At 71.0% G+C, this 13,190-nt stretch carries 10 protein-coding genes; all 10 read right to left on the bottom strand.

The window, feature by feature from the left end; all coding sequences use genetic code 11:
- Positions 1-3 precede the first annotated feature (3 nt).
- On the bottom strand, positions 4-1,335 hold the full coding sequence (locus COUCH_RS04310; protein WP_249610797.1) for an ABC transporter substrate-binding protein: 1,332 nt from the start codon (positions 1,333-1,335) through the stop codon (positions 4-6).
- Positions 1,332-2,843, bottom strand: coding sequence for an alpha-N-arabinofuranosidase (locus COUCH_RS04305; RefSeq protein ID WP_249610796.1), 1,512 nt, complete (start codon positions 2,841-2,843; stop codon positions 1,332-1,334). The genes COUCH_RS04310 and COUCH_RS04305 overlap by 4 nt, the downstream gene beginning before the upstream one ends.
- 376 nt (positions 2,844-3,219) lie before the next feature.
- Entirely contained in the window at positions 3,220-4,251 is a 1,032-nt protein-coding gene (locus COUCH_RS04300) for a LacI family DNA-binding transcriptional regulator (RefSeq protein WP_249613558.1), read from the bottom strand.
- Positions 4,252-4,517: 266 nt separating this feature from the next.
- Positions 4,518-5,816, bottom strand: coding sequence for a sulfate adenylyltransferase subunit CysN (cysN, locus tag COUCH_RS04295; RefSeq protein ID WP_249610795.1), 1,299 nt, complete (start codon positions 5,814-5,816; stop codon positions 4,518-4,520).
- A complete protein-coding gene (cysD, locus tag COUCH_RS04290) occupies positions 5,816-6,727 on the bottom strand; it encodes a sulfate adenylyltransferase subunit CysD (protein WP_199510516.1) in 912 nt (303 codons plus the stop codon). Before cysD ends, cysN begins: the two co-directional genes overlap by 1 nt.
- A gap of 71 nt (positions 6,728-6,798) precedes the next feature.
- Positions 6,799-7,689 (bottom strand): 3'(2'),5'-bisphosphate nucleotidase CysQ, encoded by an 891-nt coding sequence (locus tag COUCH_RS04285; RefSeq protein WP_249610794.1) that lies wholly within the window; start codon positions 7,687-7,689, stop codon positions 6,799-6,801.
- Positions 7,690-7,704: 15 nt separating this feature from the next.
- The gene (locus COUCH_RS04280; protein ID WP_249610793.1) at positions 7,705-9,561 is read right to left on the bottom strand and encodes a sugar transferase; all 1,857 of its coding nucleotides are present in this window, start codon (positions 9,559-9,561) and stop codon (positions 7,705-7,707) included.
- A 383-nt stretch (positions 9,562-9,944) separates the two neighbouring features.
- Positions 9,945-10,532, bottom strand: a complete 588-nt coding sequence (pth, locus tag COUCH_RS04275; protein WP_249610792.1) for an aminoacyl-tRNA hydrolase — start codon at positions 10,530-10,532, stop codon at positions 9,945-9,947.
- A 76-nt stretch (positions 10,533-10,608) separates the two neighbouring features.
- A complete protein-coding gene (locus COUCH_RS04270) occupies positions 10,609-11,244 on the bottom strand; it encodes a 50S ribosomal protein L25/general stress protein Ctc (RefSeq protein WP_249610791.1) in 636 nt (211 codons plus the stop codon).
- Between the two features lie 772 nt (positions 11,245-12,016).
- A complete protein-coding gene (locus COUCH_RS04265) occupies positions 12,017-12,997 on the bottom strand; it encodes a ribose-phosphate diphosphokinase (protein ID WP_199510511.1) in 981 nt (326 codons plus the stop codon).
- Positions 12,998-13,190: the final 193 nt, after the last annotated feature.

Below are 13,190 nucleotides of genomic sequence, written 5' to 3'. Positions count from 1 at the left end.
GGATCAGCCGCCGTACTTCTTGCGGTTCTGCTCCAGGATCTGGCTCGCCTTGGCGGCGGCGTCGGCGAGCGCCTTGCCGGGCTCCTTGCGCAGCAGGATCGCCTCGTTGATCGCGGTGTCGATGGTGGCCATCGCGTCCGGGATGCCCGGCACCGAGGGCGGGAAGTGCAGGTTGTCGATCTGCGAGCCGATCGCCGCCTGCTCCGTGAGGCCCTTGAACTCGGCGCCCTCGCGGATCTCCTTGCGGGCCGGGACCTGGCCGCCCTTGGCCCACTCGATCGAGTTCTTGCTGATGAAGTTGATGAAGACCTTGCCGGCCTGCAGCTTGTTCGCATCCGGGGTGCGCTGCTTGAACTGCACGAAGTTGTGCGACCCGGCCCAGGCGGCCGGCTGCGAGCCGATCGTCGGCAGCGCGCTGACGCCCCAGGTCAGGCCCTTGACGCCCTTGAGCGTGTTGATCGTCCAGATGCCGTTCCAGTTGAACGCGGCCTTGCCGTTCTGCAGGGCGATCAGGTCGGCGTCCTGGGCGACGTTCTTCGGGCTGTAGCCGTTCTTCACCAGGTCGGTGAGCCAGGTCAGCGCCTGCACGCCGGGCGCCTCGGCGAACAGCGGCTTGCTCGCCTGCTCGTCGAAGAGCTGCCCGCCGAACTGCCAGGTCAGCGACTCGAACTGCATGGTGCCGGTGAACGGGAACGGCGTCGCCCAGTGCCCCTGCACGCCCTTGCTCTTGAGCGCGTCGAGGGCCTTCATGTAGTCGTCCTTGGTCTTCGGCGGGTTGTCCGGGTCGAGACCCGCCTTCTCCAGGACCGACTTGTTGTAGAACATGCCCAGCGGGTGCACGTCGAGCGGGATCGCGTACCGCTTGTTGTTGTAGACCCCGGCCCGCCACACCGGCGGGGAGAAGTCGTCCTCCTTCAGCTGCAGCGAGGCGGCCACGTCGTCGAGCGGCAGGACGACACCGCGCGCGGCGTTCGTGGCGACCTGCTCGACGTGCATGATGCCCAGGTCGGGGCCGTTGCCCGTGGACACCGCGGCGGGAACCTTCTGGTAGTAGTCGGCCCACTCGTACACGTTCATCGTGACCTTGATGTTGGGGTTCTCGCTGTTGAAGCGGTCCACCAGGGCCTTCATCACCGGGCCGTCGCCGCCGGTGAAGCCGTTCCAGAACGTCAGGGCCACGTTCGGCCCGGTGTAGTTGGTCGCGGCGGGCTGTGCGTTCTGCCCGCCGCCGACGACCGGGTTCGGGCCGTCGTCGCCGCAGGCGCCGAGCAGGACGGCGCCGCCGGCGCCGACGCCGAGACCGAGCAGGCCACGGCGGGACAGGTGTGGTTTCACGGTTTCTCCTCGGAGGTGAAGCGGAGCGCGTGCCAGGAGACGGGAGGGAGGAGCAGGGTCGCTCGCCCGCCGTCGAGGGCGGGCATTTCTTCGGTACGGGGACGGACGCGATCAGGCGCAGCAGCGGTGTTCACGATGGACGGGTCGGTCTCGGCGAGCGAGATGTGCTCCCCGGCCCGCAGCCCGGGGAACGCCCGCAGGTTCAGCTCCAGCGGCACGGCGCCGGTCCCCCGGTTCACGGCGAAGATCGTCAGCTCGCCGCTCGCCTCGTCGCGCGTGGCGACGGCGTCGACCGCGGGCACGTCGCCGAAGCGCCCGGTGGCCATCGTCGGGCCGGTCAGGGCCGCCCGCAGCACGGTCCCGCGGGCCAGCCGGGCGGTGTGCGCGAACGGGTGGAAGATCGTCTGCCGCCAGGCGGGGCCGCCGGCCGCCGTACGGATCGGCGCGATGATGTTGACCAGCTGCGCCTGGCAGCCGATCTTCAGCCGGTCGGCGTGGCGCAGCATGCTGATCAGCAGGTTCCCGACCACCATCGCGTCGGTGACCGTGTAGTCGTCCTCGATCAGCGCCGGCAGCTCCTCGATGCCGCGGTCCTCCGGCTCGGTGAACTGCGACTGGTACCAGACGTTCCACTCGTCCAGCGCCAGGTTGACGCGCTTGGTGCGGCGCAGCTTGGCGCGTACGTGGTCGGCGGTGGCGATGATGTCGTCGACGAACCCGTCCAGGTCCACCGCGGACGCCCGGAAGCTCGCCTCGTCATGCTTCCCCGGGTCGTAGTACGTGTGCAGGGACAGATAGTCGACCTGGTCGTACGCCTCCTCCAGCACCGTGGCCTCCCACGCCGCGAACGTCGGCATGTCGGCGTTGGAGCTGCCGCAGGCGACCAGCTCGATCGTCGGGTCGACGCGGCGCATGGCATGCCCGGCGCGGGCGGCGAGGCGGCCGTACTCGCGGGCGGTGAGGCTGCCGATCTGCCAGGGTCCGTCCATCTCGTTGCCCAGGCACCACAGCCGGATGTCGTGCGGCTGCCCGACCCCGTGCTTGCGGCGCAGGTCGGCGGCGGCGGTCCCGTCGGTGAGGTTGCAGTACTCGACCAGCTCGGCGGCCTCGGGCACCCCGCGCGTGCCGAGGTTGACCGCCATCATCGGCGCCACCCCGGCCTGACCCGCCCAGCGCATGAACTCGTTGAGCCCGAACGCGTTGCTCTCCAGCGACCGCCAGGCCAGGTCCAGCCGGCGCGGCCGGTCGCCGACCGGCCCGACCCCGTCCTCCCAGCGATAGTTGGAGACGAAGTTCCCGCCGGGGTAGCGCACCAGGCTGACGCCCAGCTCGCAGACGAGGTCCAGCACGTCGGTCCGCAGCCCGTCGGCGTCGGCGCTGGGATGGCCCGGCTCGAAGATGCCGGTGTAGACGCAGCGGCCCATGTGCTCCACGAACGAACCGAAGAGCCGCGGGTCGACCTCCCCGCAGGCGAAGGCCGGATCAAGCGTCAGTCTCGCGGTGATCACGTATCACTCCCGTCGCACCGGTGTGTGCCGTCTCACAGGTTTACAACGTTGGAACCATCGTTGTAAAGATCTCGATACGCCGTCGTTACCCGGGCGGACTCGCAGGTAGGGAGGGTTTCTGCCCGGGTGTCCGGGTTGCGCCGGTCGTTTTTCCGGATAGCAGCGGTCACGCCGCTGCGGCTTGCCGGAGCCGGTGGCCTCGGTGACGCGGTCCCTCTTCGCCCTTCGCCTTCCCGGCGGGCCGGCGGTCCCTCTTCGCCTTCTCACCGGGTCGGCGGTCGTTCTTCGCTGGGCCTCTTCGCCGGGCCTGCGCTCGTACTTTGCGCTCGCTCGTCGCCGGCCGGTGTCCGGCCTTCGCCCGCCGGCCCCGCCCGGCTCAGCGGCCGAGCGTGCTCTCCCGGGCGATCAGCCGATAGCTCACCCGCAACTCGCGCGGCGGCCCCTCGGTACCGCCACCTTCGCCGTCCGGCTTGCCCTCGCCCAGCCGTTCCGCGAGCAGATCCACCGCGAGCCGGGCGAGCTCCGCCGTGTCCGGCGCGATCGTGGTCAGCGTCGGCGTGCTGAACCGCCCGTCCTCGATGTCGTCGAAGCCCGCGACCGCCACGTCCTCCGGCACCCTCAGGCCACGTTCCAGCAGCGTCCGCAACGCGCCGAGCGCCAGCACGTCGTTGAAGCCGAACACCGCGTCCGGCGGCTCCGGCCCGTCCAGCAGGGCGGCCATCGCCGCGGCGCCGTCGACCCGGTGGAAGCTCTCCACCTCGGCCACGAGCCGCGGATCCTCCGGGATGCCCGCCTCGGCCAGCGCCGCCCGGTAGCCGGCGAGGCGCTGATGGGCGGTGACCGCGGAGGGCAGGCGCTGTGCCCCGATCGCCGCGATCCGGCGGCGGCCCAGCCCGATCAGGTGCCGGGTGACGTCGGCGGCCGCGGCGGTGCTGTCGATCGCCACGTGGTCGGCCGGCCCGTGCCAGATCCGTTCCCCGAGCAGCACCATCGGGGTGTCACCGGTGGTGGACAACTCCTCGCCGGCCAACGCCAGCGGGCTGAAGATCAGGCCGTCGATGGCGTGCCGGCGCAGCCCGGCGACCAGGTTGCGTTCGCGGTCGGCGTGGCCGTCCGTCTGGTCGATCAGCACGGTCCAGGAGCGCCGCTCGGCGGCCTGCACGATCAGCCCGGCCAGCTCCGCGAAGTACGGCGACTGCAACTCGGGCACGGCCAGCGCGATCACCCCGGACCGCCCGCTGCGCAACTGGCGGGCGGCGACGTTCGGGATGTACCCCAGGGCGTCGATGGCCTGCTGCACCCGGGCCCGCGTACCGGGCGACACGTGCACGTACCCGTTGACCACGTTGGACACCGTCTTGATGGACACGCCGGCCCGCGCGGCCACGTCCTTCAAGCCCGGCGGCACCCGCCTCGCCCCCTCGTCGACGCTCACACCCCGACCCGCGATCGCAGGGTCGTCCGGATCACCGTAGCCCGCCCCCGGTCATCCCGGCCTCACCCCGCCACGGCCGTCCCACGAAGCGGCTGACCCGCCGCCGCGACGCGCAAGCCGCCGCAGCCCCACCGTCCGGACGTCCCCGCCGGTCCCAGCCGCCCGATGCGCCGCAGGGCCCGCCCGGTGTACCGGACGGGCCCTGCTCACGTCTGCCACGGCCGTTGCCGCCGTTCCGGTCAGCCGGCCTCGATGATCATGCCCGCGCCGACCGTACGGTTGGTGGTCTCGTCGATGAGGATGAAGCCGCCCGTGGTGCGGTTGCGCCGGTACTCGTCGGCGAGCAGCGGCACCGTCGTGCGCAGCTTGACCCGGCCGATCTCGTTCAGCCCGAGCTGCCCGGCGTCCTCGTCGCGGTGCAGGGTGTTCACGTCGAGCTTGTACTGCAGGCCGCGGACCACCGTGCGGGCCGTACGCGTGGTGTGCTTGATCGCGTACTTGCCGCCGACGCGCAGCGGGGCCGTCTCGTCCATCCAGCAGATCATCGCCTCGATGTCCTGGGCGACCGCCGGGGCGTTGTGCGGGCGGCACATCATGTCGCCGCGGGAGATGTCGATCTCGTCGGTCAGCCGTACGGTCACCGACATGGGCGGGAACGCCTCGTCGACCGGGCCGTCCGCGGTGTCGATCGCCGCGATCTTGCTGGTCATGCCCGAGGGCAGCACCATCACGTCGTCGCCGGGCTTGAGCACGCCCGAGGCGACCTGGCCGGCGTAGCCGCGGTAGTCGGTCACCGTGGTCGACTGGGGACGGATCACGTACTGCACCGGGAAGCGCACGTCGACCAGATTGCGGTCGGAGGCGATGTGCACGTGCTCGAGGTGGTGCAGCAGCGACGGGCCCTCGTACCAGGGGCTCTTCTCCGAACGGGAGGCGATGTTGTCGCCCTCCAGCGCGGAGATCGGGATGATCGTCAGGTCGGTGATGTCGAGCTTCGCGGCGAACGAGGTGAACTCGTCGGCGATCCGGTCGTAGACGTCCTTGTCCCAGCCGACGAGGTCCATCTTGTTGACGCAGAGCACCAGGTGCGGCACCCGCAGCAGCGACGTCAGGAACGCGTGCCGGCGGGACTGCTCCACCAGGCCCTTCCGGGCGTCGACCAGGATCAGCGCCAGGTCGGCGGTGGAGGCGCCGGTGACCATGTTGCGCGTGTACTGGATGTGCCCGGGGGTGTCGGCGATGATGAACTTGCGCCGCGGCGTCGCGAAGTAGCGGTACGCCACGTCGATCGTGATGCCCTGCTCCCGCTCGGCGCGCAGGCCGTCGGTGAGCAGTGCGAGGTTGGTGTACTCGTCGCCACGCGACGCGCTCGCCGCCTCGACCGCCTCGAGCTGGTCCGCGAAGATCGTCTTGGTGTCGTACAGCAGGCGCCCGATCAGGGTCGACTTGCCGTCGTCGACGCTGCCGGCGGTGGCGAACCGCAGCAGGTCCATGTTCCGGGCAGCTGCTGCCTCGGTCTCCAGCACTGCCTGACTCATCAGAAGTAACCCTCTCGCTTGCGGTCTTCCATCGCCGCCTCGCTGACCTTGTCGTCGCCACGGGTGGCGCCGCGCTCGGTGATGCGGGTGGCGGCCACCTCGTCGATCACCTTCTCGACGGTGTCGGCGTCGGAGAGCACCGCGGCGGTCTGCGACGCGTCACCCACCGTGCGGTAGCGAACCCGGCGGGTCTGCACCGTCTCGCCGTCGCGGGGCACGATGAACTCGTTGACCGCGTAGAACATCCCGTCGCGCTCGACGACCTCGCGGTCGTGCGCGTAGTAGATGCTCGGCAGGGCGATCTCTTCCTTGGCGATGTAGTGCCACACGTCCAGCTCGGTCCAGTTGGAGAGCGGGAAGACGCGGATGGACTCGCCCGGGTGGTGCCGGCCGTTGTAGAGCGACCACAGCTCGGGGCGCTGGTTCTTCGGGTCCCACTGGCCGAACTCGTCGCGGAAGCTGAACATCCGCTCCTTCGCGCGGGCCTTCTCCTCGTCGCGGCGGGCGCCGCCGAAGAGGGCGTCGAAGCGGTACTTCTCCACCGCCGCGAGCAGCACCGGGGTCTGGATGCGGTTGCGGGTGCCGTCGGGCAGCTCGCGCACCAGGCCCGAGTCGATGGCCTCCTGCACGCTGGCGACGACGAGGTTGAGACCGAGCTCGCCGACGCGGGCGTCGCGGTAGTCCAGCACCTCGGGGAAGTTGTGGCCGGTGTCGACGTGCATGACCGGGAACGGGACGCGGGCCGGCGCGAACGCCTTCTCGGCCAGCCGCAGCATCACGATGGAGTCCTTGCCGCCGGAGAACAGCAGCACGGGACGTTCGAATTCGGCCATGACCTCACGCATCACGAAGATGCTCTCGGCCTCGAGCGCGTCGAGATGCGATACGCGATAGGGCTTCGCCTGGCTCACAGGATCAGCAGACCTTTCGGTGTTGGCTCTCGCCCGCGGTCGACGTCCGTAGCGGGAGCAGGTGCAGAGGGTCAGGGTAGCGGGAGGTGACGCTGCAACGCTGCAAGCAACCGAGGAGCGAGATCCTTGCGGCAGACCACGAGGTCCGGCAGTTTGGGATCGGCCCGGTTGTATTCCAACTCACTTCCATCGATTCGGGAAGCGTGCAGTCCAGTGGCCGACGCCACAGCGACCGGGGCGGCGCTGTCCCACTCGTACTGGCCGCCGGCGTGCACGTACGCGTCGGCCTCCCCGTTGATCACCGCGGCGATCTTCACGCCGGCCGAGCCCATCGGCACCAGCTCGGCGCCCAGGTCCTCGGCGAGCGCCGTGACGAAGGCCGGTGGCCGGGTCCGGCTCGCCGCGATCCGGATCGGCCCGCCGGTGGCGGCCTCCAGCGGGAGCGGGGGGTACGCCGGAGCCTTGTCGGTCGCGAGCGTCCGGTGCCGGGCCGGCATCGCGACCGCCCCGGCGGCCAGACAGCTCGGGCTGGAACAGTCGGCCGTCCACAGCGCCACGTGCACGGCCCAGTCGGTGCGCCCCTCCTCGGAGAACTCCCGCGTGCCGTCGAGCGGGTCGACGATCCAGACCCGCGAGGCGCTCAGGCGGTCGGGGCGGATCGACGACGGCTCGCCGTCCTGCCACGCGACCCGGGACTGGTCGTCTTCCTCCGACAGCACCGCGTCGGCGGGACGCCAGCGGGCGAGCTCCGTACGCAACAGGTCGTGCGCGGCCTTGTCCCCGGCGGCCTTGAGCGCCTTGCCGTCGGCGTACCCCATGTCCTCGCGGACCTGGAGCAGCACCTGGCCGGCGCGGTCCGCCAGCCAGCGCGCGAAGGCGGAGTCGTTGACCGGCGGCGTGCCGCCGGCCTCGGGCTCACGCTGTCCCGCTATGCGCGCCGACGTCCCTGTCTGCTCGCTCATCGTTCTCCCTTGGATTCAGTACGCGCCCGAGGACCGGAGCACCGCGGTCATGGTCCGCAAAAGGATCACCAGATCCAAGCTCAGCGACCAGTTCTCCACATAGCGCAGGTCCAGCCTGACCGCTTCCTCCCACGGCAGGTCCGAGCGTCCGGAAACCTGCCAGAGGCCGGTCATGCCCGGTTTGACCGCCAGCCGGCGCCGCACGTCGTCGGCGTAGGCGGCGACCTCCGACGGCAGCGGGGGTCGCGGGCCGACCAGCGACATCTGCCCCAGCAGGACGTTGAGCAGCTGCGGGAGCTCGTCCAGCGAGAGCCGCCGCAGCCACCGGCCGACCGGGGTGACGCGCGGGTCGTCGCGGATTTTGAAGAGCACACCGTCGTGCTCGTTGAGGTGCTTGAGCTCGGCGAGCCGGGCCTCGGCGTCGACGTACATGCTGCGGAACTTGAAGATGCGGAACTCGGACCCGTCACGCCCGACCCGCACCTGCCGAAAGAGTACCGGCCCGCGGGAAGTCAACCGGACGCAGAGTGCGACGGTTAACAGCACCGGACCGAACACGACCAGCAGGATCAGCGCGCCGAGCCGGTCGAACAGGTCTTTGACGACGCGCGCGCCGCCGTGCAGCCGCGGGTGCTCGACGTGCAGCATCGGCAGGCCGTCGAACGGCCGGATCGTGGTCCGCGCCCCGGCGACGTCGATCAGCGCGCTCGCCACGATCAGGTCGACCTCGTCGCGTTCCAGCCGCCACGCCAGCCGCCGGAGCGCGACGCCGTCCAGCTCCGGGCAGCTCAGCACCACGACGGTGTCCGCATCAGCGGCGTCCACGGCGTTGGCCACGTCGTCAAAGGTGCCGTACACGGGCAAGTCCACCACGCCGTCGTGGTCCGGCGGCAGGCACGCGCCGACCACCTCGAGGCCGTGGTACCGCTCCCGGCGCAGCTGCCGGGTGATCCCGATGACGGACAACTCGTGCCCCACGACCAGCACCCGGCGCAGGCTCTCCCCGCGCGCCCGCTCGATGTGCAGCCGCTTGCGCATCGCGAACCGCAACACCACGGCGGTGGCGATCGCCGTCGGCAGCGCCGCCAGGACGTAGGAGCGAGCAAGATCAAGTTCTAGCGCGTACGAGACGACGGCCGCGCTCGCGATCAACCCGACCCCGCCGCGCAGCACCCGCTGATACTCGTCGGTGCCCACGAACAGGAACCGGCGCTCGTACGCCCGGCTGACCACCAGCACCGCGAGCAACGCCACCGGCAGCAGCGCCGACAACAGCAGATACCCCCGGTTGTACGTGGTCACCTCGTCGCCGAAGCGCAGTCCGAACGTCACCGCACCCGCGGCCACCCCGGCCGTCAGGTCACCGACGACGAGCATGCGGACGTACCGTCGCTCCCAGCGCTGCCGTCGCGACATCGCCGCGTGCCGGCCGCGTACCCGGACGAAGGGCCGCGTCGCGGGCCGGGCGGCAGCCGACCGGTTCGGCCGCGCCGACCAGAGCCGGTCCATCGCCTGATTGCGGGCCCGCCCGCTCGCGACCTGCCCACCGTCACCGGCCAGCGGCGCGGCATTGTCACGGCCGTCGCCGACGGGCGGCGGCAGATCCTCCTGGCCGCCGGCATCCTCGTCCCCGGCGGGCCGCGCCGGCGAGGGGATCTTGCTGTTGCGCCCACGCTCCCGGTACGGCGACGGACGATGCGGGCGCGGACCGTGGTTGCCCGGCGGATGATTCGCCGGGCCGTGATTCTCCGGCAGGTCGGTACGGACGGCATCCGTCCGCGCCTCCGCGCCGCTCCCCCGCTGAATGGTCGGCAGGGTCACCGTCGGTTCGTCCAGCGTCGCCTCGTGGCTCCTGGACAGGTCCTGTGTCACCCGAACCTCCCCCGCGCCGTCGATTCCCGCGCGCCGCGGCGGCGCGCTTCCGTGTCACGTGCGCGCCGATGCTGCGCGCTCCGCGAGCGCGCCCTGTTCCGGCGTGCTCCCAGCGCGCGTCGGTTCCGGCGTGCCCCCAAGAGCGCGTCCGGTCCGGCGTGCCCAGGGAGCGCGTCGAGTTCGGCGTGCTCCTCGAGTGCGTCGGATTCCGGCGTGCCCCAAGAGCGCGTCGCTTTCGGCGTGCTCCGAGGGCGCGTCGCATTTCGGCGCGCTACGTGGACAACGGACCAACGGGTGGCGGCGTCACGGGACCGATAGACGGACAAAACGGTCCAAACGATCTATGCGTTCGCCGGACAGCGCCCCGGTTCGCGTGGTATCCGCTAATTTCCGTGGTACTTGTTCTGCGCCCACTCGACGCCCTCGAGCACGACCGCCTCCACCACATCGGCGGCCCGGTCGACGAGGAAGTCCAGCTCCTTGCGCTCCACGGCGGAGAAGTCCGACAGTACGAAGTCAGCCGGATCCTGCCGTCCCGGCGGCCGTCCGATCCCGAACCGGACCCGCGCGTACTCCTTCGTGCCCAGCGACTTCGACATCGAGCGCAGCCCGTTGTGACCGCCCTCACCGCCGCCGCGCTTCACCCGCACCTGCCCGTACGGGACGTCCAGCTCGTCGTGCACGGCCACCACGTTCTCCACCGGCACCTTGAAGAACTGCGCCAGCGCCGACACCGGGGCGCCCGACAGGTTCATGTACGTCAGCGGCTTCACCAGGATCAGCTTCGGACCGCCGAACCCGAGCCGGCCCTCCCCCACCTCGGCCACCGCGCGCTTGTGCCGCCCGAACTTCGCGCCGACCCGGGACGCCAGCAGCTCGGCCACCATGAAACCCACGTTGTGCCGGTTGGCCGCGTACTCCCGGCCCGGGTTGCCCAGGCCCACCACCAGCCACGGCGCGTCCTCGGTCATTGCGTTTCCCTCCACACGACAAAACAGGGAAAGTGCCGGGCGGCACTTTCCCTGTCGGGTGCTTGCTCCGGCTGCGTCAGCCGGCGGCTTCCTCGGTCGACTCGGCGCTCTCGCCGGCCTCGGCCTCGGCGGCCTCGCCGGTGTCACCCTCCATCTGGGCGGCGGTCTGCGCCTGCGAGACCATCGCGATGAGGTAATCCGGCTCCACGGCCAGCTCGGTGCCCGCCGGCAGGGTCACGTCGGCGGCGGTGACCTGCGCACCGGCCTCCAGACCCTCGATCGAGACCTCCAGGGCGGCCGGCACGTGCAGCGCCTCGGCGGTCACCGACAAGGTCGTGCTCTCGCTCACCACGAGCGTGTTCTTCGCGGCGTCGCCGACCAGCGTCACGGGGACGTCGACCTGAACCTTCTCGCCGCGCTTCACGATGATCAGGTCCACGTGCTCGTACGTGTCCTTGATCGGGTCGCGCTGGATCGCCTTCGGCAGGGCGAGCGTGGCACCCGACCCACCGGCGATGTCGATCGTGAAAACCTGGTTGAGGCCGCCGTGCCGGATGGCGGCGGCGAACTCGCGGGCCGGCAGCGCGATGTGCTGCGGCTTCTCACCGTGGCCGTACAGCACGGCGGGCACCAGGCCGGCCCGGCGCGTGCGACGGGCACCACCCTTGCCGAACTCGGTACGGGGCTCGGCGCTGATCTTTACCTCGGACACGGGGAAACTCCTGAAACTCTGAATCGGGCTGCGTCTAAGTCGGCGGGCTGCGGGCGGATCATCGGCGGGGGCCGAATGGTGGTGCTCAGTGCTCGGCAAGGGGCGCACTGGGCACAGGCCCGGAGCACCGCGTCGATCACGGTGCCTCGAGCGGCCTGCGCAACACCTGCAGCAGACCGCGGGGCACCCTCGCCGTGGCAACCGCACCAGCTTACCTGCTCGCGCCACGCTCAAACCGGCGGGTCCCGGCTGCTCACTCTCCCTGCGAAAAGTTCACTCGCCTGATGCAACTTGCGCCCCGCAGATCACACCAGAGCGCCGCTAAATGGTCACAGCGCGTCGAGTCGACGGCCGCGGGCTGCGGTCGCGGGCCGCAGCGGGCGGCGGGGCGGCGGGCCGCAGCGGGGCGGCGGGGCGGCGGGGCGGCGGGCCGCAGCGGGGCGGCGGGCCGCGGCGGAGCAGCGGGGCTGCTGGCCGCGCGGAGCAGCGGGACCAGCGGGCGACGGGCCGCGGGCGGCGCGCGACGGCCGCGGGCGGCGCGCGCGGACAATCAGGCGCGGGCGACGGGGACGGCCACACTGGCCGACGGTCACCGGCGGCCGTCGCGGCACGACCAACGCGAGCCGGCCGCCGCGGCACGACCAACGCGAGCCGGCCGCCGCGGCACGACCAACGCGAGCCGGCCGCCGCGGCACGACCAACGCGAGCCGGCCGTCGCGGGCCGGCCGATGGGGCCAGCCGCTCCCGCCGGCCGGTTAGATGCGGCTGTGGGTCAGCTGAGGCCGCCGAACAGGGTGGTCACCGAGCCGTCGTCGAAGACCTCGCGGATCGCCCGGGCCAGCAGCGGCGCGATCGACAGGACGGTGATCTTGTCCAGGCGCTTCTCCGGCGGGAGGGGCAGGGTGTTCGTCACCACCAGCTCGGAGATCCGGCTGTTCTTCAGCTTCTCCGTCGCCGGGTCGGACAGCAGGGCGTGCGTGGAGGCCACGACCACGTCGGCGGCGCCGGAGTCGAAGAGGATGTCGGCGGCCTTGGTGATCGTGCCGCCCGTGTCGATCATGTCGTCGACCAGCAGGCAGACGCGGCCCTCGACCTCGCCCACCACGCGGTTGGCGACGACCTGGTTGGGCTTCATCGGGTCGCGGGTCTTGTGGATGAACGCCAGCGGGCAGCCGCCCAGCCGGTCCGTCCAGCGTTCGGCCACCCGTACGCGGCCGGAGTCGGGGGCCACGACCGTCATCGGGCGGCCCTCGAACTTGCGTTCCACGTGCTCGGCCAGGATGTCCATCGCGAAGAGGTGGTCCACCGGCCCGTCGAAGAAGCCCTGGATCTGCGCGGTGTGCAGGTCGACCGTGAGGATTCGGTTGGCGCCTGCGGTCTTCAGCAGGTCAGCGACCAGCCGCGCCGAGATCGGCTCGCGGCCGCGGTGCTTCTTGTCCTGCCGCGAGTACGGGTAGAACGGCAGCACCACGGTGATCCGCTTCGCCGACCCGCGCTTCAACGCGTCGACCATGATCAGCGTTTCCATGACCCACCGGTTGACGCCCTCGGTCACCGACTGCACGACGAACGCGTCAGAACCGCGTACGGAATCCTTGAACCGGACGAAGATCTCGCCGTTGGCGAACTCGTAGGAGTCCGACGGTGTCGGGGCGACGCCGAGCACCTGGCCGATCTCCTCCGCCAGCTCCGGGAAGCCCCGCCCGGAGAAAAGCATCAGACTCTTACGGTTCTCGGCGACGATGCTGCCCATGGGCCCGTCCGCTCCCGTGCGATCGAGGGGTTGTCACCTGAAGTATTACCTGCCCGAGGCCGGACACCACGTGCCGGATCCGGGTCGTGGGATGGCTCACCCCGGCTTGCGCCGCCGCCGACCACATGTCAGCTGTCCCAGCTCCGCCCGGCACGGGAGCACGCCGCCAGAAGCACCACACACGGAGGGCACC

The organism is Couchioplanes caeruleus (genome assembly GCF_023499255.1).
Classification (GTDB): domain Bacteria; phylum Actinomycetota; class Actinomycetes; order Mycobacteriales; family Micromonosporaceae; genus Actinoplanes; species Actinoplanes caeruleus_A.
Note: the sequence above shows the minus strand (reverse complement) of the source record. Positions and strands in the feature narration are given on the sequence as shown.